This is a genomic window from Myxococcus faecalis (assembly GCF_050039385.1).
Taxonomy (GTDB): domain Bacteria; phylum Myxococcota; class Myxococcia; order Myxococcales; family Myxococcaceae; genus Myxococcus; species Myxococcus fulvus.
The window spans coordinates 9419431-9439589 of record NZ_CP144336.1 but is presented as its reverse complement, the minus strand read 5'-3'; the positions used below and the strand labels follow the sequence as shown (position 1 = coordinate 9439589).

At 70.1% G+C, this 20159-nt stretch carries 20 protein-coding genes; 8 read left to right on the top strand and 12 right to left on the bottom strand.

Features of this window, described 5'->3' with window-relative positions; all coding sequences use genetic code 11:
• Position 1: 1 nt before the first annotated feature.
• On the bottom strand, positions 2–1483 hold the full coding sequence (locus VZQ01_RS37920) for a serine hydrolase (RefSeq protein ID WP_223785197.1): 1482 nt from the start codon (positions 1481–1483) through the stop codon (positions 2–4).
• 248 nt (positions 1484–1731) lie between these two features.
• Between VZQ01_RS37920 and VZQ01_RS37915 the strand changes: the two genes are divergently transcribed.
• From VZQ01_RS37915 to VZQ01_RS37905, 3 genes are all read left to right on the top strand, one after another.
• On the top strand, positions 1732–2244 hold the full coding sequence (locus tag VZQ01_RS37915) for a cytochrome c-type biogenesis protein (protein ID WP_223747698.1): 513 nt from the start codon (positions 1732–1734) through the stop codon (positions 2242–2244).
• A 3-nt stretch (positions 2245–2247) separates the two neighbouring features.
• Positions 2248–3225 carry a tetratricopeptide repeat protein gene (locus VZQ01_RS37910; RefSeq protein ID WP_223747697.1) on the top strand — a complete coding sequence of 326 codons (978 nt, stop codon included), beginning with the start codon at positions 2248–2250 and terminating at the stop codon, positions 3223–3225.
• 103 nt (positions 3226–3328) lie between these two features.
• Positions 3329–3607 carry a hypothetical protein gene (locus VZQ01_RS37905; RefSeq protein WP_426746087.1) on the top strand — a complete coding sequence of 93 codons (279 nt, stop codon included), beginning with the start codon at positions 3329–3331 and terminating at the stop codon, positions 3605–3607.
• Between the two features lie 52 nt (positions 3608–3659).
• Here VZQ01_RS37905 and VZQ01_RS37900 read toward each other — a convergent pair whose 3' ends face one another.
• The 9 genes from VZQ01_RS37900 to VZQ01_RS37860 all read right to left on the bottom strand — a co-directional run bounded on the left by VZQ01_RS37900 (position 3660) and on the right by VZQ01_RS37860 (position 13907).
• Positions 3660–4862, bottom strand: a complete 1203-nt coding sequence (locus tag VZQ01_RS37900; RefSeq protein ID WP_223747695.1) for a GNAT family N-acetyltransferase — start codon at positions 4860–4862, stop codon at positions 3660–3662.
• A gap of 52 nt (positions 4863–4914) precedes the next feature.
• Positions 4915–6084 (bottom strand): DegT/DnrJ/EryC1/StrS family aminotransferase, encoded by a 1170-nt coding sequence (locus VZQ01_RS37895; RefSeq protein WP_223747742.1) that lies wholly within the window; start codon positions 6082–6084, stop codon positions 4915–4917.
• Positions 6081–7199 (bottom strand): GNAT family N-acetyltransferase, encoded by a 1119-nt coding sequence (locus tag VZQ01_RS37890; protein ID WP_046714354.1) that lies wholly within the window; start codon positions 7197–7199, stop codon positions 6081–6083. Before VZQ01_RS37890 ends, VZQ01_RS37895 begins: the two co-directional genes overlap by 4 nt.
• A gap of 35 nt (positions 7200–7234) precedes the next feature.
• Positions 7235–8326 (bottom strand): gluconeogenesis factor YvcK family protein, encoded by a 1092-nt coding sequence (locus VZQ01_RS37885; RefSeq protein WP_141332910.1) that lies wholly within the window; start codon positions 8324–8326, stop codon positions 7235–7237.
• A 97-nt stretch (positions 8327–8423) separates the two neighbouring features.
• Complete coding sequence (gene exoE / locus VZQ01_RS37880) at positions 8424–9791, bottom strand: polyisoprenyl-phosphate hexose-1-phosphate transferase ExoE (RefSeq protein ID WP_141333477.1); 1368 nt, start codon at positions 9789–9791, stop codon at positions 8424–8426.
• A 106-nt stretch (positions 9792–9897) separates the two neighbouring features.
• Entirely contained in the window at positions 9898–10638 is a 741-nt protein-coding gene (locus tag VZQ01_RS37875) for a CpsD/CapB family tyrosine-protein kinase (protein WP_141326040.1), read from the bottom strand.
• A gap of 27 nt (positions 10639–10665) precedes the next feature.
• Positions 10666–12075, bottom strand: coding sequence for a GumC family protein (locus VZQ01_RS37870; RefSeq protein ID WP_426746086.1), 1410 nt, complete (start codon positions 12073–12075; stop codon positions 10666–10668).
• A 33-nt stretch (positions 12076–12108) separates the two neighbouring features.
• Positions 12109–13263 carry a hypothetical protein gene (locus VZQ01_RS37865; protein WP_223747692.1) on the bottom strand — a complete coding sequence of 385 codons (1155 nt, stop codon included), beginning with the start codon at positions 13261–13263 and terminating at the stop codon, positions 12109–12111.
• Between the two features lie 71 nt (positions 13264–13334).
• Positions 13335–13907 (bottom strand): polysaccharide biosynthesis/export family protein, encoded by a 573-nt coding sequence (locus tag VZQ01_RS37860; protein WP_141326037.1) that lies wholly within the window; start codon positions 13905–13907, stop codon positions 13335–13337.
• 377 nt (positions 13908–14284) lie between these two features.
• Here VZQ01_RS37860 and VZQ01_RS37855 point away from each other — a divergent pair, with 377 nt between their 5' ends.
• Positions 14285–14482 carry a hypothetical protein gene (locus tag VZQ01_RS37855; RefSeq protein ID WP_046714359.1) on the top strand — a complete coding sequence of 66 codons (198 nt, stop codon included), beginning with the start codon at positions 14285–14287 and terminating at the stop codon, positions 14480–14482.
• 112 nt (positions 14483–14594) lie between these two features.
• Here VZQ01_RS37855 and VZQ01_RS37850 read toward each other — a convergent pair whose 3' ends face one another.
• Positions 14595–15389, bottom strand: coding sequence for an SDR family NAD(P)-dependent oxidoreductase (locus tag VZQ01_RS37850; protein ID WP_223747691.1), 795 nt, complete (start codon positions 15387–15389; stop codon positions 14595–14597).
• Between the two features lie 221 nt (positions 15390–15610).
• Between VZQ01_RS37850 and VZQ01_RS37845 the strand changes: the two genes are divergently transcribed.
• The 4 genes from VZQ01_RS37845 (at position 15611) to VZQ01_RS37830 (ending at position 18684) form a co-directional block, all read left to right on the top strand.
• A complete protein-coding gene (locus VZQ01_RS37845; protein WP_223747690.1) occupies positions 15611–16099 on the top strand; it encodes a MarR family winged helix-turn-helix transcriptional regulator in 489 nt (162 codons plus the stop codon).
• Positions 16100–16284: 185 nt separating this feature from the next.
• Positions 16285–17625, top strand: coding sequence for a POTRA domain-containing protein (locus tag VZQ01_RS37840; protein ID WP_223747689.1), 1341 nt, complete (start codon positions 16285–16287; stop codon positions 17623–17625).
• A gap of 29 nt (positions 17626–17654) precedes the next feature.
• Complete coding sequence (locus VZQ01_RS37835) at positions 17655–18209, top strand: TetR/AcrR family transcriptional regulator (protein ID WP_223747688.1); 555 nt, start codon at positions 17655–17657, stop codon at positions 18207–18209.
• Positions 18210–18255: 46 nt separating this feature from the next.
• The gene (locus tag VZQ01_RS37830; protein ID WP_223747687.1) at positions 18256–18684 is read left to right on the top strand and encodes an EVE domain-containing protein; all 429 of its coding nucleotides are present in this window, start codon (positions 18256–18258) and stop codon (positions 18682–18684) included.
• Here the strand turns inward: VZQ01_RS37830 and VZQ01_RS37825 are convergent.
• Positions 18647–20128 (bottom strand): amino acid permease, encoded by a 1482-nt coding sequence (locus VZQ01_RS37825; RefSeq protein WP_426746085.1) that lies wholly within the window; start codon positions 20126–20128, stop codon positions 18647–18649. The two genes, VZQ01_RS37830 and VZQ01_RS37825, sit on opposite strands and share 38 nt — an antisense overlap.
• Between the last annotated feature and the right edge of the window lie 31 nt (positions 20129–20159).

Below are 20159 nucleotides of genomic sequence, written 5' to 3'. Positions count from 1 at the left end.
CTCAGGGGGCCTTCTTCGCCTCGGGCGCGTCCATCTCCTTGAGCACCTTCTCCGCGTTCGTGTTGGACGGATCCAACTCCAGCGAGCGGCGATAGCTCGCCTTCGCCAGGGCCTTGTTCCCCTGGGCCAGGTACGCCTCGCCCAGGCTGTCGTGGACATTCCCGTCCTCGGGGAACTGCTCCACGTTGGCCTTGAAGACTTCAATCGCCTCCGGCACGCGGCCCCCGCGCAACAGGTCATACCCGACGCGGTTGAGCTCGCCCGCGCCGAAGAAGTACTCGGCGCCCGCCTTGCTGCCCTTGAGCTGCTGGTACGTGGCGAGCGCCTGCTGCGCGGTGCCCGTGGCCAGGATGCGAGAGACCTCGTCGGCGATGGACTTGAGCGGCTGCTTCGGCGCGACGCCGTTCAGGATGCTCAGCACGCCGGCGGACAGCGGCCGGGGGCTGGCGCCGCGTCCCACGTTGGAGAGCGCGACGACGACCTGCTTCTTCTCCGGGACCCGCACGAAGAAGGCGCTGAACCCGTTGATGCCCCCCCCATGGTAGACGGCCGTCAGCTTCGTCTTGCCGTCATCCAGCCTGAACGGCTCCAGCGACACCCCGAAGCCGTACTGGTCCAGGCCCGGCGTCGTCATCTTCTTCTTCAGCTCCTCCGACAACAGGGAGGTGCCCTGCAGCGCCTTGTCCCACAGGTACAGGTCCTCCACCGTCGAGTAGATGGAGCCCGCCGCGTACGGCAACCCCATGTCCAGGTAGTCCGCGTTGACGTACTGGCCCGACTTGAAGTCGTACCCCGACGCGCGCTTGGGCAGCACCGTCGCGGACACGTCGTAGCCCGTGTTCTTCATGCCCGCCGGCTTGAAGATGCGCTCCTCCAGCACCTGCGCGTACGTCTTGCCCGTCACCTTCTCGATGATGGCGCCCAGGAGGAAGTAGCCCGAGTTGTTGTACGCGTACTTCGTCCCCGGCTCGAACTGGAGGTCTCCGGAGCAGTGCTCCTTCACGAACGCGTCGACGGTGAAGGGGTCTCTGGCCACGTCGCCGAACTTCGGGTTCGACGTGTAGCTGGGGATGCCGGAGGTGTGGTTCAACAGGTGCGTCACCGTGACGCGTGAGCCCGTGTCCTGACGGTAGTCCGTCAGGTGCTTCGTCACCGGGTCCTCCAGGCCCACCTTGCCCTCACCCACGAGCTGCAGGATGAGCGTGGCGGTGAACTGCTTGGTGATGGAGCCGATGCGGAACTTCGTGTCGGGCCCCGCGGGAATCCCCCACTCCATGTTCGCCTGGCCGTAGCCCTTCTTGAGGACGATGCCCGTCTCGTCCGCGACCAGCAGGCTCCCGTTGAACTGGTTGAGCGCGTGGTACCTCGCCGCCAGCCGCTCCATCGCCTCCTTGTCCTTGCGGCTTGCCGCGTCCGCCGGGGAGACCGCCAACAAGAACCCCAGGCCCACCGCGACACCCGCATCCATCCAAGCCAGCTTCATTCCGCTCTCCAAGGAAGTTGAATCGCCCCGCTCCATCCGAGCCGGCCCGGCGGCGTCCCATGCTCCACCGGGAACGAACCGGGCGACCAACCATTGCGTCGCGGCCGTGCCTCGCCCGGGCCCGCGCCGGCACGGGCCGTGACGGATGCCCACCTACAGTCCGGGAAGCGGGGCAGGCGCCCGGCGCTCAGGTTTCGCTGTCCAACACCGGGCGGTAGCGCTAGTTAAGACGGCTTCCGGGAGTTCCGATGACCGCCGCCCTGCTGTCCCTGACCCTCGCCTTCGGCCTCGTCACCGGCCAGTTCGCGCCCCAGCAGGCCGCGAGCGAGCCTCTCGCCCCGGCCCTGGAGGAGCGCGTCCAGAAGCTCGGCAAGACGCTGCGTTGCGCGGTGTGCCAGGGCCTCTCCATCTCCGACAGCCCGTCTTCCATGGCCCGCGCGCAGCTGGACATGGTCCGGGAGCTCGTCTCCGAGGGGAAGAGCGACCAGGAGGTGGTCGAGTTCTTCGTGTCGCGCTACGGCGAGTGGGTCCTCCTGGAGCCCAAGGCCGAGGGCTTCAACTGGTTCGTCTGGCTGGGCCCCGTCGCGCTGCTCGTCGTGGGCGGCTTCGTCATCTGGAGACAGCTGCAGCAGGGCCCCGCCCTGGAGCCCACCGCCCAGGCCACCTCGCCTTCCGCCCCCGCCGCGCCGGGCGGCCCCCCTTCCGCGGCGGATGACGCCGACCCCTACCTCCAGGCCGTGCGCCGGGAGCTGGAGCGCTAAGCCATGCAGCCTCAGCCTACGAACTGGTTGCCCGGAATCATCGTCCTCTCCGTGGCCTTCGTCGCCGCCGCCGCGTGGCTGCTCTACATGCGCAGCCGGGGCGCCATCGCCGCCACCCCGCCCGAGCCGTCCAAGGACGGCGTGCTCGACGACTTGAGCCAGCGCGCCCAGTCCCTCATCGACCAGCTCCGCGCGCTGGAGGCCGACAAGCACAACCTGGCCCCCGAGCAGTACGCCACGGAGAAGTCCCGCCTGGAGCGCGAGGCCGCCGGCGCCCTGCGCGCCAAGGACGAGCACCTCAAGCGCAAGGCCACCTCCAGCGGCGACGGCCGCCCCCGCGCCCGCGAGCTGCCCGCGCCCACCGGTTGGTCCGCGCGCAACCCCCAGCTGTCCGGCGCGCTGTGGGGCGCCGGCATCGTCCTGTTCTTCGGCGGCCTGGGCTACCTGCTCGTCTCCGAGCAGCAGACCCGCGTCGACGGCCAGGAGGCCACCGGCCGCATGCCCCCAGGCGCCGCGGCCGGTCAGCAGGCGCAGCAGGGCGGCATGGGAGAGTCACAGGACCCGGAGCTCGCCCAGGCCCGCGCGCGGCTGGAGTCCAACCCCGGCGACCTGGACGCCGCGTCCATGCTCAGCCACGAGCTCATCCGCCGCCAGCAGTTCGAGGAGGCCGCGCAGGTGACGGCCAAGGGGCTCGCGGTGGACCCGTTCCACGTCGAGCTGCGCGTGCACCGCGGCGTGCTGCGCGCCACCCAGGGCGACCTCCAGGGCGCCGAGGCCGAGCTGACCGAGCTGGTCAACACCTGGCCCGACGCGCAGGAGGCCCTCATCTTCCTGGGCAGCCTGGCCCTGCGCCGCGACGACAAGCAGAAGGCCTTGGAGCACTTCGAGCGCTTCTCCGTCGAGGTGCCGCGCAACATGCAGCCGCCCCAACTCGGGCCCGCCATCGCCCAGCTCCGGGCCGACATCGCCAACGTGCCCTGAGACACGGCTCACGCAACACAGTCACTACAGTTTATCCGGGTCTGATGTCATCTCCATGGTAGACATGTCTCGCCGTCCCCCCGTCGTTGGTAGGGAGCTCGACATGTTCAAGTACTCCGCGAAGCTGGCCTGTGTCGTCGCGTTGGTCCTGAGTGGTTGTGGTGGTGCCCCGGAGCAGCAGCCGCCGTCCGAGACGGAGACGCTCAAGTCGAGCGAGCAGGGCCTCATCTGGGCCTGCGACGGGCGTCGCTCCTTCAACCGCTACTGGACGGTGAACGGCGTCGAGGTGGGTCGCGAGTACTGTGACTGCGACGGCACGCTGACCGAGTTCGGCACCCTGTCGGGCCGCTACTCGCAGACGCTCAACTTCTACTGTAACTAGTCGCCCCCCTCGGCGCCCCGCTTCACTCCGGGGCGCCGACCCGACGCTGTCTTCAGTGCACCGCCGCGCGGCGCCGACGCAGCCGGCGGACCTTCTCCACCCACGTGCCCGGCAGCACCTGCTTGGCGGCGTTGCGCGCCTTGCGCGCCAGCTCCTCCGCGCGCGAGTACCACTGCCCCGCCTTCGTGCCCGAGTGCACGCGCACCGACACCGTGCGCCGCTGCTTCGACACCCAGTCGGACTTGTACGTCTCCGTGCCGCGCAGGAAGTCGTACTCCGTGAGCCCCGCCGCCAGCGCGTCCTTGAAGCTCTCCCCCACCAGCACCAGGCCCACGCTGCGGTTGCGCCACTCAGGGTCGTAGCCCGACTGGAAGTAGACGAAGCGGTGGCCGTGGACGATGCCGTACACGGACGCCACGGCCTTGCCGCCCACCTTCATCGTGTAGAGCCACAGCCGGCCGCGCTCCGCCAGCCACTGCGTGGCGTCACGGTGGAAGGCCTCCACGCCCGTGCCCTTGATGCCCTGCGAGCCGCCGTCCTCCGCCCACCGGGCCGAGTGCAGCCGGAAGAAGTCCGTCATCGGCCCGGCCAGCTCGCCCGGCGCCTCCGTGCGCTCGATGCGGTAGCCCTCCTGCTTCTCCAGCCACTTGCGCCGGCGCAGGTAGTTGTCGCGCCGGCCCGTGCGCTTGAGGAACGCGTCGAACGGCTCGCGCGGGTCCAACACGTCGTAGGGACACACGTACCGCTCCGACAGCCGCACGTCGTGCCCGCGGAACACCTCGCGCAGCACGTCCACCGTGACGGAGTCCTCTCGCAGGTCCGTCAGGTCCAGCACATCCCACTCCTCGCGCAGCGCCACCAGCATCCGCGCGAAGGACTCCGCCACGTCGCGCTCCAGCCCGCGCCGCGCCACCACGTCCAGGTAGTCGCTGCCCACGTGCGTCTCGCCCAGGAAGCCCAGGCGGCGCACCGGCACGCCCGCCACGCGGCGCGTCTCCAGGCCCAGCGGCAACAGTCCCACCAGCGTGCCCGCCGCGTCGCGCGCGGTGAGCACCAGCGGGCGCCGCTGGGGCGCGATGCGCCGACACCACGGATACAGCCACTCCCACGCATTGAAGGGGCCCGCGTCACTGGCATCCAGCAGCGCGTCCCACTCGGCCCTCATCCCCGCCAGCGCGGACAGACTGCCCACGGCGCTCACGTCCAGCCGCCGCGCGGCCTTGGGCCCCTGCCTCAGCTCGTCCTCGCGAATCACCGCCCCGCCTCCTCGGAGGGGGCTTCACGCCCCTCCCAACCCACCGTCCGGCTCAACCCGCGCGCTTCTTCGACCGATTCTCCGACCGCACCGCGTCGCGCACCACCGACGCCACGTCCGCCATGACCTCCGGCGACAGGTCCTGGTGGCACGGAATCTCCACGATGCTGCGCCGCAGCTGCGCCACCTCCGGGAAGGCCCCCGCGTCACACGCAGGATGGAAGCGCTTCCAGAAGTCGATGGCGTCGATGCCCTTCGCCCTCAGCCGCGCCAGCACCTCCGCCTTCTCCTGCACCACCATCGGGTAGAACAGCGGGCAGGTCCCCGCCGGCAGCTGGTTGAACAGCGGCGTCGACACGTCGCGCAGCCGGCCCAGCAGGTAGAAGTAGTTGCGACGGCGCTTCTCGACGATGGACTCCAGGTCCTGCGCCAAGGCAATGCGCTTGGTCAGCGGGCTCATGCCCAGGTCCACGTGCTTGCGGTCGAAGTGCTGCGTGCCCGTGGCCACCCGCTCGATGCTCGCCGCCTTCACCGTGCCGTGCCCCACCGTGCGCACCAGCCCGCGCAGGCCGCGGCCCACCGCGCCGCCGCGCAGCTCCAGGTTCTGCAACAGCGCGGACACCGTGTGGCTGAACGTCGACGCGGACGGCGGCGCCGGAGGCTCCGGCAGGCTGTACGAGCGCGGCCCGTTCACCACCAGCGCGCCCCCGTTGGGCACCGGCAGCGTCTTGTACAGACAGAAGATGCCCACGTCGCCCGTCGTCCCCAGCGGCACCGCGCCGTCGGACGAGAGCAAGGACAGCGCGCAGTCCTCGATGAGCACCAGCCCGTGCTGGTCGGCCAGCTTGCGCATCTCAGCGGCCGGTCCCGGGAAGCCCGCGTAGTGCGTCAGGTACAGCGCCTTCGTCTTCGGGGTGATGCGCCGGGCCACGTCCTCCAGGTCCACGTCCCAGCGGCTGCCCACGCGGTAGAAGCGCGGCGTCGCGCCCGCGTCCACCAGCGCCTCCACCTCCACGCCGTGGTGGTAGGAGGGCATCAGCACCTCGCCGTTGTCCAACCCCAGCATCTTCACCGTCAACCACACCGCGTTGCGGGCGAAGTAGAAGTAGCGGACGTTGGGCGAGGAGAACGGCGGAAGCGAGCCGGGCCTCGGCTTGGACACCAGCATGTGGGGCCACAGCGTGGGCAGCGACGGAACGAACAGCCGGCCCGAGGGAGTCATCGCTTCCATTTCGCCACCACCTCTTTCACCGCGGGGGTCCACCGGAACTTCGCCGCGCACAGCGCCCGGCCGAAGGCGGAGTCATTGAAGATGTAGAGCCACGTGTGGCGCCGGACCTGGTCCGTCCAGTCGCGCTTCCACACCATGTCCGGCCCCAGGAAGTCGAACTCGCCGAGCTTCCGGTCGATGCACGTCCCCACCACCTCCTCCATCAGGAGCTGGCCGGGGCTGCACTCGCGAAGCTGCTCGTCGTAGCCGGGCTTGAGCAGGAAGTAGCGCCCGCCGTGCTCCAGGCCGTAGTGGAAGGCCACGGGCCGTCCGTCCAGCCGCAGGAAGTACAGCGCCAGCTTCCCCCGGTAGGCCGCGTCGCGCGCCAGCTCCGTGTAGAAGCCCCGCGTCGCCGTGTCCTGCGCCATGGCCGTGCCGCGCTCGCCCTTCCAGCCGCTCTGCTCCAGCAGGAAGCCCTCCTCCAGCGTGCCCTCCAGGCCCGGGCCACCGTCCACCCGCTCGAAGGTGACCTTCCCCTTCTCCTCGAGCTTGCGGCGACGCCGCCTGCAGTTCGCCTTGAACTTGGACTGGAGCGACGCCTGGAACTTCTCGCGCGTGCCCGGCAGCGGGATGTACGGCGACTGGAGCGACTCCCACGCGCCCACCGGCATGCGGGCCGCCTGCGCCGCCGCGTGCAGCCGCCACGCCGCGCCGCCATCCGGCACGTCCGTCAACCGCAGCACGTCCCACCCCCCCTGCTGACGCAGATGGGACAGGAACATCGCCGCGGCCGCGTCCGGCTCGCGGGCCAGCAGGTCGAACCGGCAGGAGTGCGTGTTCGCCGCCGCGGAGAGCTGGCGCACCGGCACGCCGTACAGGTTGGTGCGCTCCTCCCACAGGGGCAGCGCGGCGGAGAGCTGGCCTTCGCTGTTTCGCAGCGTCAGCACGCGCAGCCGCGCCCCCGGCGCGAAGTTGTCCAGCCAGATGCGGATGAACTCGTGGCGGTAGAACAGCTCGTCCGTCGTGGCCTCGACGAGCGCGTTCCACTCCGACTCCAGGGCCATGAAGGCCGCGCGGTCATCGACTTCGACGACACGCGGCCCGGGACTGCTCAGGGTTGCTTCCATGTTCGGGCGCCCAAGGTGGTGATGGGGTTGCTCGGCTACAAGCCGCTGCGCGCCATCTTCAGCAGGCAGGCGGCGACCTTGCGGCTGTCGTGTCGGATCCTGGACCCCTCCTTCAGGAGGTCCGCCCGCACCGGCACCACGCCCGCGGCGATGAGCTCGCGCGTGTCCACGTTCACCGTGAACGAGCCGCGCCGCCCGTAGCGCCGCATGGCCTCCGGCGAGGGCTCCGTGCCATTGACGAGCACCGCGTCCAGCACCGGCCCCACGTGCTCGCGCACCGCCTGCACGTGGTCCAGGCAGGACATGCCGTCCGTCTCACCCGGCTGCGTCATCAGGTTGGCCACCATGACCTTCAGCGCGCGCGTCTCCTTCAGCGCCTGGGCCACGCCGTCCACCAGCAGGTTGGGCAGCAGGCTCGAGTACAGCGAGCCCGGGCCAATCACCACCAGGTCCGCGGCGTAGATGGCCTCCAGGAGGCCGTCCACCGGCGGCGGAGAGCGCGGGCTCAGGGACACCTTGCGCACCCGGCCCTGGGCCCGGCAGATGTTGCGCTCGCCGACCACTTCCGTGTCGTCGTGCATCTGCGCCACCAGCTGCACCGAGGCCAGCGTGCACGGCAGCACGTTGCCCCGCGCGCCGAGCAGCTCCCCGGACATGCGCACCGCCTCCAGGAAGTCGCCCTTCAGCTCCGCGAGCGCGGCGATGAGCAGGTTGCCCACCGCGTGCCCGGCCAGGCCGCGCGCCCCGCCGAAGCGGAACTGGAACACGTCCTTGAGCGCGCTCTTGCCGCCGGCGAGCGCCACCAGGCAGTTGCGGATGTCACCGGGCGGCAGCGCGCCGTGCAGCCGGCGCAGGCGCCCGGAGCTGCCACCGTCGTCGCTCATGGCCACCACCGCGGTGATGTCCACGCCCGGATCTCCCGCCTTCGGCGTCGCGCGCCGCGCCAGGCCCCGGAGCACCATGGGCAGCCCCGTGCCGCCGCCGATGGCGACGATGCGCGTGGGCCGGTCCACCTGGGACTGCAACAGCTCGTTGCGCTCCGTCTCCCGCTCCCGCTCGCGCTCCCGACGGGCACGCGCTTCCTCCCACGACTCCGGGAGCGGCGAATCCATGTCCATCCCCACCATGTCCCAACCCCCATCCACGACGCCCGACCCGCCACCCCTGGCGGGTCCCCTAGGGCCCCCTCCCCTTCACGAGGAGGAGGGCCCGCGGGAGGTGTACCTACCGAGCTCCACGACCGAGAAGAACATGTCTCACGGTGTGGAAGATGATTCCCACATCGAGGAACAAACTGCCGTTCTTCACGTAGTACAGGTCGAACTCCAGCTTGTTGCGCGCGTCCTCCACCGAAGCCCCGTAGGGGTAGCGAATCTGGGCCCAGCCCGTCAGGCCCGGCTTCACCGCCTCACGCAGCCCGTAGAAGGGAATCTGCTGCTTGAGCTGCTCGACGAACACGGGCCGCTCAGGCCGCGGACCCACGAAGCTCATCTCCCCCATCAGCACGTTGAACACCTGCGGAATCTCGTCGATTCGCGTGCGGCGGATGAACTTGCCCACCCGCGTGACACGGTCATCGTTCGCCCGAGCCCACACCGCGCCGTTCTTCTCCGCGTCCGTCCGCATGCTGCGGAACTTCCACAAGTAGTACGTCGCGCCGCCCAGGCCCGTGCGCTCCTGCCGGTAGAACACCGGGCCCTTCGAGTCCAGCTTGATGGCCACCGCCACCAGAAGCAGGAACGGTGCCGACAGCGTGAGCAGCAGCGACGCCACCGCCAGGTCGAAGGCCCGCTTGAAGGCCCGGCGCAGCGGCGACACGGTGAGCTCGTCCGCGAAGGCGAAGTCGCTCGCCCGGAGGAACTGCACGGGAATCCGCCGCAGCACGCGCTCGCAGAACCCCGTCGCGTCGTACACGCGACGACCCTGCAGTCGGCAGATGAGCAGTGAGTCCACCCAGTTGGCCCCGCGCATGTCGTCAGCAGCCTGCACGACATATGCCGCGCCCAATCGGGCCGCCATCTGGTCCAGCGGCTCCTGGCTGGAGCGCGGGTCCACCATGCCGATGACGCGGTAGCTGCCCTCGCCGCCCGCCTCGATGGCGCTCGCCACCGCGCGGGCCTTGAGGCCATCACCGACGATGAGGACCGAGTCCGGCGCGCCGACCAGCGCGCGGATGGACACCCGGACCACCAGCGTGCCGGCCAGGGCGCCCATCGCCCCGCCCAGCAGCGCCCCAGGAGGCAGCGCCACGGGGAACAGCAGCGGGGCCACCAGCATCAGCCCGCCCGTCACCATCGCGGTGACCCCCGCGGCCTTCAGGAAGCGGTAGCCGCGCGCCCGGTCCTCCGCGGCGACGCGCAGGTCGTACAGGTCCAACAGGTACAGCGTGAACTGGAACGTGACGACGAAGGCCGCGCCCAGCCCCAGCAACGTGGGCCACAGCGCCGCCATCGGCGGCCGGGTACCCTCGGGCGCGAAGAGTGCCGCACAAGCCGCCGCGCCCATCACGCAGGCCAATGCGATTGCCGAGCTCTCGGCGAGAAAAAACGTCAGCTTCTTGGCTGAAAAATAGTGGTGAAAGACCCGGAGCACTTGCCCCTCCGACCAACCCGCCCGACTCACGACGACCCGCCCCCCCGACAAAGCCCTCCGCCCCTGCCCCGTCACCGGGAGCCGGGGCGGAGGGTCTTCCGCCTCTCTACTTCTGCTTCTCGTAGTTCTTCAGATACGGCGTCGCGTGCACCTCCGCGCCGTTGAGGACGCAGCCCAGGATGGGCGCGCCGGCCAGCTGCTCCACCGCCTGGTGCACCGTCTTGCCCGGCGTCACGTTGGCGCGGATGACCATCAGCACGCCGTCCACCTGGTGGCCCAGGATCGCCGCGTCGGCGAAGGGCAGCGTGGGCGGCAGGTCGATGTACACCTCGTCGAAGCCCTCACGCACCGCCTTGAGGAACTGCTTCATGCGAGGGCTCGCCAGCACCTGCGACGGCTCCTCCGGCGTGGCGCCGGCGGGGATGAGCGCCAGGCGCGTGGAGTTGAAGCGGCGCACCACGTCGCGCACCTCCACCTCGCCCGTGAGCAGCTCCGCCAGGCCCGTCTTGTTGCGCACCCCCAGCGTGTTCGCCACCCCGCCGCGCCGGAGGTCCGCGTCCACCAGGAGGATGCGCCGGTCCGGGTTCGCCCGGGCGGCCGCCATCGCCAGGTTGACGCTCGTCACCGTCTTGCCCTCGCCCGGCATCGCCGAGGTGAGCGCCACGACCTTCATCGGCCGCAGCTCCCGCATCCGCTCCAACCGGTAGTACAGGCTGCGGTACTGCTCCGCCGCCGCCGAGGCCGGCGCCGTCAGCGTCACCACCCGCCGGTCCACCGCGTTCGGATTCGCCGCGTTGTCATCCACCCGGGGGAGGAAGTTTCCCGCCCGCTCCATCGTCTGATCCATGTCCGTCTTCCGTCCTTTCCGTGGGTGTCAGTTCAACGAGGTGGGGTTCGACACGTTGTTGCGCGACCCCGACGAAGGCATCAGCACCCGCCGCTCCGTCTTGCCTTGCATGTCCGGCACCACCGCCAGCACCGGCAGGGTCAGGCGCTGGCGCACCTCCGTCCCGTCGCGCAGGCTGTCATCCCGCATCTCCAGCACCGCTCCCGCCAGCACGCCCAGGCCGAGCGCCACCAGCAGCACCATCACCATCCCCGCGAACTTGTCCGGCCGGGCGGGCGTCACCGGCACCCCCGCCGGGGAGATGACGTTGAACAGGCTCTTGGCGCTCTTGGCCTCCAGCTCCTGGGCGATCTCCGCCTCCACCTTGCGGCTCACCACGCTCTGGTACTTGGTGCGCGCGATTTCGTAGTCGCGGTTCATCACCGCCAGCTCGTGCGCCCACTTCGGGGTGTTGTTCAGCCGCGCCTGGTAGGCCTCCGCCTTGCCCTGCAGGTCGACGATCTCCTTCTGGATGCTGCCGATGAGGCTGGCCACCCGGGTGCGCTCGGCGCGCTCGGCCCACAGCCGGCCCTCGGCCTCCTTGCGGCGCTCCGTCATGCTGGCCAGCTCCGACGACATGCGCTTGATCTCAGGGTGGTCCTCCGTCCACGTGGTGCGAGCGTTGACCAGGGCCCGCGTCAGCCCGCTCTCCGCCGCCTCCAGCCGCCCCGCCTCGCTGTCCACCGCGTTGCGAGCCCGCGCCAGGTCCGAGCGACGCGCCTCCGCCACGCGCAGCTCCTCCGACTTGGTCTGCAGCTCGTGCGACACCCGCTCGAGCCCGCGCATGTTCATCTCCATCTGCTCGGGCAGCTCGCCCAGGTGGGCGACCTTGAACTGGGCAATCTTGTGCTCCCAGTTGGACACCGCCTTGCCCATCTGCACCATCTCCTCGTTGAAGAGGTCCGTGGCGCGCGCCGCCTGCGCCTGGCGCAGCTTCAGGGTCTCCTCGGAGAAGATGGTGGGCAGCCGGTTGGCCACCTGCGACGCCACCTGCGGGTCGCGGTTCGCATAGGTGAGCTCGAACGCCGTCTCACCCTCCACGCGGACCGTCAAATCCTTGCGCATCTGCGCGACGGCCGCCTCCATGCCCTTCTCGGACACGATGTCCGGGTAGAGGTTCATCTCCTCGATGGCCTTCTGGAGCACGGGCCGTGCCAGCAGCTCCTGTCGAACGGTGAGCAACCGCTGCTCGATGAGCTCGCTCACCGTGCGCTGCACCATCTCCTCACCGGGCCGCTGCGGCTCCACGCGGACCACCACCGACGCCTCGTACATGCTCGGCCGGGTCAACACGATGGCCGCGCCCACCGCGAAAACCACTGCCGCGATGGCTCCCACCAACGCCTTGCGGCGCCACAGTGAGGCCAGCAGCTGGTCCGCCGTCATCCCACGCTCCATGACTCGCTCCTCCTCCAACCCACTCACGTGTTGTCACCACGCCGTCACGATGAGACGGACCGCGAATACGTTGCGCGTCAGGTCGCCCGCCACGCCCGCCGAGTCCGCCACGCCCACCTGGGCAATCCGATCCACCGCCCCCTGAGCCGCCACCTGGCGGCTGAAGCGGTACTCCACTCCGCCTCCAACTGCGTACCCCTGCGACACCAGGGGGGTGCTGCTGAACGTCGACCAGTCCCGCCCGGGCGCCCGCCCGTTGCGGAAGAAGCTGGCCGCGCCGAACGCCGACAGCTGGTGGTTGAACCTGCGCGCCAGCGACACCGTCGCGTAGTCCGCCCACAGGGCGTTCGCGAAGCCGCTCGCGCCCACCAGGTCATGTCCCACCGCGACTCCCAGGTCGAACAGCTCGCCCTCGCGCGCCAGCTCCAGGTTGACGCGAGGCACCCAGCCGCCCTCCTGCCCCGTCGGCGCCAGGTAGCGCACCGGGCCCGCCCGGGCGATGAACGTCGTCGGGCGGGTCAGCCGGTAGCGCAGCGTCCCCGCCACGCCGTGCGACTGGGACAATTCATTGTCATACAGGAAGCCCTGGTAGCGGTACTCCATGCCCAGGGTGAGCCGGCGCGTGGTGCGATACATCAGCTCCAGCGACGGCGTATGCGCATAGCCCGCCTTCTGGCCATCCTCGAGGATGCGCACCGCCTCCAGCCCGTAGCCCACGCGCACGTCCATGCGGTCCGTGGCGCGGCCCGTCAGGCCCACGCGGGCCTGGGTGTAGAACGTGGGCGACGTGGAGCGCGCCAGGCCGTCACGCGGCAGGGACATGGGGTCCGTGACGCGGAAGACCCGCACGTTGGAGTCCACCCGCAGCCTGCGAGACAGCAGGTGGCGCAACTCCAGCCCACCCCGGTGGTCCAGCGTCACCTTGCCCGAGCCATGCCGCATCAGCACGTCCGCGGCATAGAAGCTGTTGAGGTCCAGCCGCCCGTCGCGCCCCTGCACGCCCACGCGCGGCGACAGCTTCGTCATCAGCTGGCCGCCCGTCGCATCCGGGCCGCCCAGGCGCAGGTCGTCGTCGTAGCGCTCCTCGGCGGAGATGCGCAGCCGAGGCTCCCACACGGTCGCCGCGGATGCCGCCGGCGCGGTGAGCATCAGGCCTGTCAGCAACCACTTCTTCCAGTCGCCCTTCACCGTCGTCCTCCCTCGCCTACGCCACCCTCGACCCATGGACCCACCGCCACCCGACTGCCCTCGACGCCCCTTCACGGCACGACGATGGTGTCGCCGGGACGCAGGATGACGTCCTGACCGCCGTCCGGAGAGATGAGGTCGCTGTAGCGCACCGGAATCTGCCCGCCGTTGCCGTCGCTGCGGATGACCACGATGCCGTCCGAGTTGGCGAAGTCCGTGAAGCCGCCCGCCAGGGCAATGGCCTGGATGAGCGACACGCGGCCGCGCAGCGGATAGGCACCCGGGTGCGTGACTTCGCCGGTGACGAACACGCGGCTGCTGTTGACCTCGCGGACGATGACCGTCACGCGGGGCTCCTGCACATACGACTGGAAGCTCTGCTTCAGCGACTCGGCCAGCTCCGTGGGCGTCTTGCCCGCCGCCTGCACCTCGCCCACCATCGGCATGGAGATGAAGCCATCCGGACGGACGGGAATGGTGCGGCTCAGCTCCGCGTCCCGCCACACCGCGATGTCCAGCACGTCCTCACGACCGATGCGGTAGGGCTGCTCGGAGTTGTCCACCTTCACCGCCGGCTGGTGCGCGCACCCGCCCAGCAGCATCACCCCCAACACCGTCCAGAACCCCGCGCTCGTCTTGCCCATCGTCTTCTCCCTCGTCTCGCTGCGGATGTCGTCCGAGGTCCCGCACCTCGCGGTGACCGTCGCTCTCGGCGCGGTTGCCATAGCAGCGGGTGTGCCACTGAGCCCTGTGAGGGAAAGCCCATGGATCGCCGTGGGTTACGAAACTGCCCACGTTGTGGCGTCGCGCGGGTCGGGAAGAATTACTGGCATCCGACAGGGTAGGAGTCTGGTCCTTTCGACAGTCCGGGCCCTGTTGATGGAAGACGATTTCCCACCGCGGGGCATGTGGGTTCTCAATCCGCACGGTGGGTGCTCGGCACGCGGTTTGAAGTCTGTTGAGCGGGAGGAGTTTTGTTTCCACAACGGGCCAGTGGGCCCAGCAGACAGGGAGCCAGCGGATGAGGAAGGCAGCGGGGGCGGTGGCGGCGGCGTTCGCGATGGGAACCGGTGTGATGGCGTGGATGGGCGTGGCCTTCATGGCGCAGACGGAGGCCGCGGCGCTGGGTGTCGTGGGCCTGGCCCTGTACGCGAGCAGCGCGCTGTTGAGCGGCAAGCCTGGCGAGGAGACGGCGCGCGGCATGGCCAACCAGGCCTGACGCCCGACGCCGTGACAGTAAAAAGGCCCGGTGTCCCCTGGGACGCCGGGCCTTCTTCTTTTCAGCCTCGCCCAAGACTCGGGGGTGGCTGGATGTCGTCCACGCGACGACCTCAGGGGATGGCGCGCACCACGCCGCCGTCCACGCGCAGCGCGGCGCCGTTGATGGCGGAGGCCTTGGGGCTGCACACGAAGGCCACCAGGGCGGCGACCTCGTCGGTGGTGGCGAAGCGCTGGAGCAGCGACGAGGGCCGCGCGCTCTTGAAGAACCCCTTCTCCACCGTGGCCACGTCCACGCCCTGCTGACGCGACAGCTCGCCCAGGAACACCTCCACGCCTTCGGAGCGCGTGGGGCCCGGGAGGATGGAGTTGGCGGTGATTTGCGTACCGCCCAGGCCCTCGGCGATGCCGCGCGCGAGGGCAATCTGGGCCGTCTTCGTCACCCCGTAGTGAATCATCTCCACCGGAATCTGCACGCCGGACTCGCTGGAGATGAAGACGACGCGGCCCCAGTCCTTCTGGCGCATGCCCTTGAGGTAGTGGCGGCTCAGGCGCACGCCGCTCATCACGTTGACGTCGAAGGTGCGCAGCCACTCCTCGTCGGAGATGTCTTCAAAGGGCTTGGGCTCGAAGATGCCCAGGTTGTTGACCAGGATGTCCACGTGGGGCACCTGCTGGATGAAGCGGCCGGCGCCCTCGGCGGTGCCCAGGTCCACCGCGACGCCGCGCAGGCGCGCCTCCGGCTGCTTGCGGCGCACCTCGGCGATGGCCGCGTCCACGCGCGCCTGGGTGCGGCCGTTGACGATGACCTCCGCTCCCTCGCGCGCGAGCGCCTCAACGATTGCCAGGCCGATGCCCGCCGTGGAGCCGGTCACCAACGCCACCTTGTCCTTCAAGTCCAGGTCCATTCGTTCCCTCGTGAGAATGCGCGGCCACAGGTAACGCGCGCGGTGGGACCCCGCCAGCCCGCTTCACGCCCCGCCACGCCAGGGAAACCCCCATCCCGACGCATCACGGATATTCCACATTGCGGAATATCGGCAACGTGGTGTATCTCTCCGGGGCATGACGCGTGCCGCGCCCGGGGCAGTCCCTCAGGGGAGCGTCCGGCGGGAGTGGGTGCGATTCCATGCGGAAGAAGGCGACGAAGGCGGCCGTCGACAACTCGCGGGGGCTGCGCGAGCAGGGCGCGCGGTTCTTCGGGAAGCTGCTGGACTTCAATCGGGACCGCTCCGTGCTGCGCGACCCCGTCAAGCAGTTCTGCGACGCGCACGAGCTGAGCTCTCCCCAGAGCCACGTCATCATCTGGCTGGGCCACGAAGGGCCCTTGAACACGGGCGCCCTGTCGCGCCTGGCGGACATCCACGACAAGAGCATCACCGGAGTGGTGGACCGGCTCGAGGCCCGCGGGCTCGTCGAGCGCACCCGCCACCCCTCGGACCGCCGCAGCGTGGTCAACGCCCTCACCCCGGAGGGCCGGTCCATCTACGAGGGCATCCGCGAGCGCATCGAGACGGCGCTCGCGGGCTTCTTCGCCACGCTGCCCCCGGATGAGCTGGAGACGCTCTTCCGCCTCCTGGACCGCCTGCACGACACCGTGCGCGTCCCTCACGACTGACTCCGGAGCCGGGCCATGACAGACACCCCCGGCGCCCCTCACCTCTTCTCCGACCCCAGGCGGAGGCTCGGACGACCTCCACCCGCCCGCCTGGCTCCCACCATGAAGCCGCTCCACCGTCCGCCCTCGCCCGCTCGCGCGCGGGCCCGCGCCTCGCGCCTCGACGCGCTCAGGAGACCCCGCGCATGAAGCCCTTCTCTTCCTGCGTGTGCACGTATCCACCGGCGTGGCTGGTGCTCGCGCTGAACACCGCGCTGATGCCCTCGGACGCGCGCGCCCAGGAGCCGCCCCCGGACGCGCCCACCCAGGAGCTGTCCCGCGCCGTCCCCCCGCCCGAGGCACCGCCCGCACCCGAGCCGGAGCTGACGGGGCGCATCGAGCGCATCGACATCGAGGGCAACGAGCGCACCCAGGAGGTCGTCATCCTGCGCGCGCTGCGCACCCAGCCCGGGGAGCTGCTCACCGCCGGCGCGACGGAGGAGCTGAAGCGACGGCTGCTCAACCTGAAGCTCTTCGAGCACGTCGAGGTGCGCACGCGTCAGGAGGGCGACGGCGTGGCGCTGCGAATCAAGGTGGAGGAGCGCTGGACGCTGCTGCCCATCCCCATGTTCACCTCCAGCAATGGCCAGTGGCAGGCGGGGCTGTTCCTGTTGGAGAGCAACGTCTTCGGTCTGCACAAACTCTTCGTGCTCGGGGCGATGGCGGGCAACCGCGGCGGCAACGTCTTCTCCCTGTACAAGGACCCGGGCATCCGCGGCAGCCGGTGGACGGGCACGCTCTTCGGGCAGTACGCCAAGCTGGACCGCGAGCGTCGCGTGCGCGACATCGTCGTCGACGAGTACACGGACCGACGCCTGGACGTGTCCGGCGTGCTCGGCCACCAGCTCACGCCCGAGCTCAACGTGGGCGCGGGACTGTTCGGTATCTTCAACCGGCCGCTCCGCGCGAGCGAGGACGAGCCCGCTCCTGAACGGAGCCACGCGCAGGGCGTCAGCGCCGTGGCGGAGTATCTGGGACAGGACTTCCACTTTTTCTTCAATGAAGGGCTGTTCGCGCGTCTGAACCTGCGTCAGGGGTTCGACCTGGGGAGTGGTTCCCGGGACTACCGACAGGCGACCCTCACGGCCGCCTACACCCATGCGTTGTTCGGGAACCATGCGCTCACCCTGTCGGGCACGCTCGAATACGTGGATGGAGATTCCACCCTGGACGCGGTGCTGCTGGGACAGCGCACGGGCACGCGCGGCTTCACGCTGGCCACGCTCTGGGCGGAGCAGGCCGCCATCGCCACGCTCGAGTACCAGGTCCCCCTCTGGAGTCCCAGCCTGGCGACCTTCACCGCGCATGCCTTCGTCGACGCCGGGCACGTGGAGTGGAGGAATACAGTCACGCGCTACGTCGCCCCCGGCGCCGGGCTGCGCATGTACCTGCGCAGTGTCGCCGTCCCCGCCCTGGGCCTGGATGTGACGCGGGCCCCCCAGACCCGAGAGCTCGTCGTCAGCTTCGCCGCGGGCCTCTCCATGTAGCCGTCGTCCCCCAGACCGCGAGGTCCCTCTTGAGCACGCAGCAGCGCACCGCCATCCTCACCGCCGCCACGCAGCACTTCGCCCAGCTCGGCTTCACCCGGGTGTCGCTCGAGGACATCGCGCGGCGCGCGGGGCTGGAGCACGGCCAGGTCTTCCGCCACTTCTCCACCAAGGAGGCGCTGTTCATCGAGGTGGTGCGGCAGCACGGCGTGCCGGCGATGGAGGCGCTGGAGCGCGCCGTCGCCCGCGCGCCCTCCCCCGAGCAGCAGGTGCGCACCTTCGTGGAGGTCCGCCAGGAGCAGACCGAGCGCATCCTCCGGGAGCTGAACGTCTCCTTCGATGCCCTGCTCGACATCCTCCCGCTCATCGACCTGTACGTCGTGGACCTGCACGCGCGGGAGCTCGCCCTCCTGGAGTCCGTCTTCACCGAGGGCACGCGCCGGGGGGACTTCCACTTCCAGAGTCCGCGGAACGTGGCGGCCGCCATGCTCGCGAGCCTGCGGGAGGTGGAGCGGCTGACGTGGGCGGCGCAGTGCCTGACGTCCTCGGGGCCCGGGAGGCAGGCCTCGGACCTGCTGCACTGAGGAACACCGCGCGCGGCGACGCGGCCTTGCTCTATGGTGCGCCGCCATGTCGAAGACCCAGTACTGGCTCATCAAGAGCGAGCCGTCGGTGTACCCGTACGCGCAGCTCGAGAAGGACACGCAGACGGAGTGGACGGGCATCCGCAGCTTCGAGGCCCGCAACAACCTGCGGGCGATGAAGCCCGGGGACCTGTGCCTCTACTACCACTCCAACGAGGGCAAGGCCGTGGTGGGCGTGGCCCGGGTGCTCACGCTGGCGACGGAGGACTCCACCGCCCCGGGTGAGGACTGGGCCTCCGTGAAGGTGGCCGCCGTCGTCCCCGTCAAGGCGCCCGTGGAGCTGGCCACCGTCAAGGCCACCGCCGCGCTGAAGGACTTCCCGCTCATCACCCGCAGCCGGCTCAGCGTGGCCCCCGTCACCGCCGAGCACTTCAAGCTCATCCTGAAGATGGGGAAGACGGCGCTGCCGAAGTAGCCGCGGCCTCCGGTGGCCGCAGCAGCGTCACCTTCGGCCCCGTGAAGCTGTGCCGCTGCACCAGCGCCCAGTACAGGCCCAACAGCCCCAGCGCGCCGGCGAACGTGTAGCCGGCGAGCTGGTTGGGCGGCAGCACGAACAGCACCATCACCACCCCGCACCACGCCAGCGCCACCGCGTTGACCCACGACGACGCGCGCCCCAGGTCCCACGGCCCTCGGTGCGACCACGTCCCGGAGCGGCGCGCGCGCAGGCCCACCCAGACGGGCAAGGCATAGGACGCGTAGAGCGCCAGCGTGCTCAGCGCCACCATGGCCGCGTACGCCTCGCTCCACAGCGCGACCAGGCCGCTGCCCACCACCGACACCCAGACGGCCACGGCGGGACTGCGAAAGCGCGGCGACACGCTCGCGAGCCACTTCGACGCGGGCAGGCCGTTGTCGCGCGCGAAGGCGAACAGCATGCGCGAGTTGGATGTCACCGAGGACAGTCCACAGAACCACATGGCGCCGATGGCCACCCACACCAGCGCGCCGCCCAGCGCGGGGCCCAGGCCCTGCGTGAGCACATGGAGGAACGGGTTGGCGGCGGCGGCCGTGGTGGGCAGGTCCTGGATGGCCAGCGTCACCGCGCCCAGCAGGAGGTATCCCGCGACGGCGCTGACGGCCACGGACAGGAAGATGCCCCAGGGGGCATTGCGCGTGGGGTCCTTCGTCTCCTCGGAGACATGCGCGCTGGCGTCATAGCCGGTGAAGGTCCACTGCGCCTGGAGCAGGCCGATGAGGAAGCCATAGGCATACAGCGGCGTCTCCGAGCTGAAGCGCGTCATCAGGAAGGCCGCGTCCTGCTTGGGCGCGAACAGCGCGAGCGCGCCGATGAGCACCACCACCCCGCCCACGTGGTACCAGGCGGAGAAGTCGTTGAGCCACGCGACGACGCGCACGCCCACGTGGTTGAGCACCGCGTGGGACAGCAGGATGCCCGCGTACAGCGGCAGCACGGACATGCGCTCGCGGGGCCAGCCGAGCATGTCCGCGAGGAACTCCGCGAGCCCGTAGTCGATGCCCGCCGTAATCGCGAACTGGCCCAGGGTGTTCAGCCACGCGGTGAAGAAGCCCACGCGGGGACCGCCGAGCATGGCGGCCCAGTGGTACAGCGCGCCCGCGGTGGGGAACGACGACGCGAGCTGCGCCAGGCTCGCCGCCACCGTGAGCGTCATCACCGCCACCAGCGGCCAGCCCACGCCCATCACCATCGGCCCGCCGAAGCGCAGCCCATGGCCATACAGCGTCACGGCGCCGGTGAGGATGGAGATGATGGAGAAGGAGACGGCGAAGTTGGAGAAGCCACCCATGCCGCGCAACAGCTCCTGCGCGTACCCCAGCCGCTGGAGCTGGGCGGCATCCTCCTCGAGCTGACGCTCCGAATCCGGAAGGTGGGCCATACCGCCCAGGATACGCGGGCCCCCTCGTCCT

What these genes read in the sequence shown, in the direction of transcription:
- VZQ01_RS37920 (WP_223785197.1), bottom strand. Translation starts at nt 1,483, where the DNA reads ATGAAGCTGGCTTGGATGGATGCGGGTGTCGCGGTGGGCCTGGGGTTC.
- VZQ01_RS37915 (WP_223747698.1), top strand. Translation starts at nt 1,732, where the DNA reads ATGACCGCCGCCCTGCTGTCCCTGACCCTCGCCTTCGGCCTCGTCACC.
- VZQ01_RS37910 (WP_223747697.1), top strand. Translation starts at nt 2,248, where the DNA reads ATGCAGCCTCAGCCTACGAACTGGTTGCCCGGAATCATCGTCCTCTCC.
- VZQ01_RS37905 (WP_426746087.1), top strand. Translation starts at nt 3,329, where the DNA reads ATGTTCAAGTACTCCGCGAAGCTGGCCTGTGTCGTCGCGTTGGTCCTG.
- VZQ01_RS37895 (WP_223747742.1), bottom strand. Translation starts at nt 6,084, where the DNA reads ATGACTCCCTCGGGCCGGCTGTTCGTTCCGTCGCTGCCCACGCTGTGG.
- VZQ01_RS37890 (WP_046714354.1), bottom strand. Translation starts at nt 7,199, where the DNA reads ATGGAAGCAACCCTGAGCAGTCCCGGGCCGCGTGTCGTCGAAGTCGAT.
- VZQ01_RS37885 (WP_141332910.1), bottom strand. Translation starts at nt 8,326, where the DNA reads ATGGTGGGGATGGACATGGATTCGCCGCTCCCGGAGTCGTGGGAGGAA.
- VZQ01_RS37875 (WP_141326040.1), bottom strand. Translation starts at nt 10,638, where the DNA reads ATGGATCAGACGATGGAGCGGGCGGGAAACTTCCTCCCCCGGGTGGAT.
- VZQ01_RS37870 (WP_426746086.1), bottom strand. Translation starts at nt 12,075, where the DNA reads ATGGAGCGTGGGATGACGGCGGACCAGCTGCTGGCCTCACTGTGGCGC.
- VZQ01_RS37860 (WP_141326037.1), bottom strand. Translation starts at nt 13,907, where the DNA reads ATGGGCAAGACGAGCGCGGGGTTCTGGACGGTGTTGGGGGTGATGCTG.
- VZQ01_RS37855 (WP_046714359.1), top strand. Translation starts at nt 14,285, where the DNA reads ATGAGGAAGGCAGCGGGGGCGGTGGCGGCGGCGTTCGCGATGGGAACC.
- VZQ01_RS37850 (WP_223747691.1), bottom strand. Translation starts at nt 15,389, where the DNA reads ATGGACCTGGACTTGAAGGACAAGGTGGCGTTGGTGACCGGCTCCACG.
- VZQ01_RS37845 (WP_223747690.1), top strand. Translation starts at nt 15,611, where the DNA reads ATGCGGAAGAAGGCGACGAAGGCGGCCGTCGACAACTCGCGGGGGCTG.
- VZQ01_RS37840 (WP_223747689.1), top strand. Translation starts at nt 16,285, where the DNA reads ATGAAGCCCTTCTCTTCCTGCGTGTGCACGTATCCACCGGCGTGGCTG.
- VZQ01_RS37830 (WP_223747687.1), top strand. Translation starts at nt 18,256, where the DNA reads ATGTCGAAGACCCAGTACTGGCTCATCAAGAGCGAGCCGTCGGTGTAC.
- VZQ01_RS37825 (WP_426746085.1), bottom strand. Translation starts at nt 20,128, where the DNA reads ATGGCCCACCTTCCGGATTCGGAGCGTCAGCTCGAGGAGGATGCCGCC.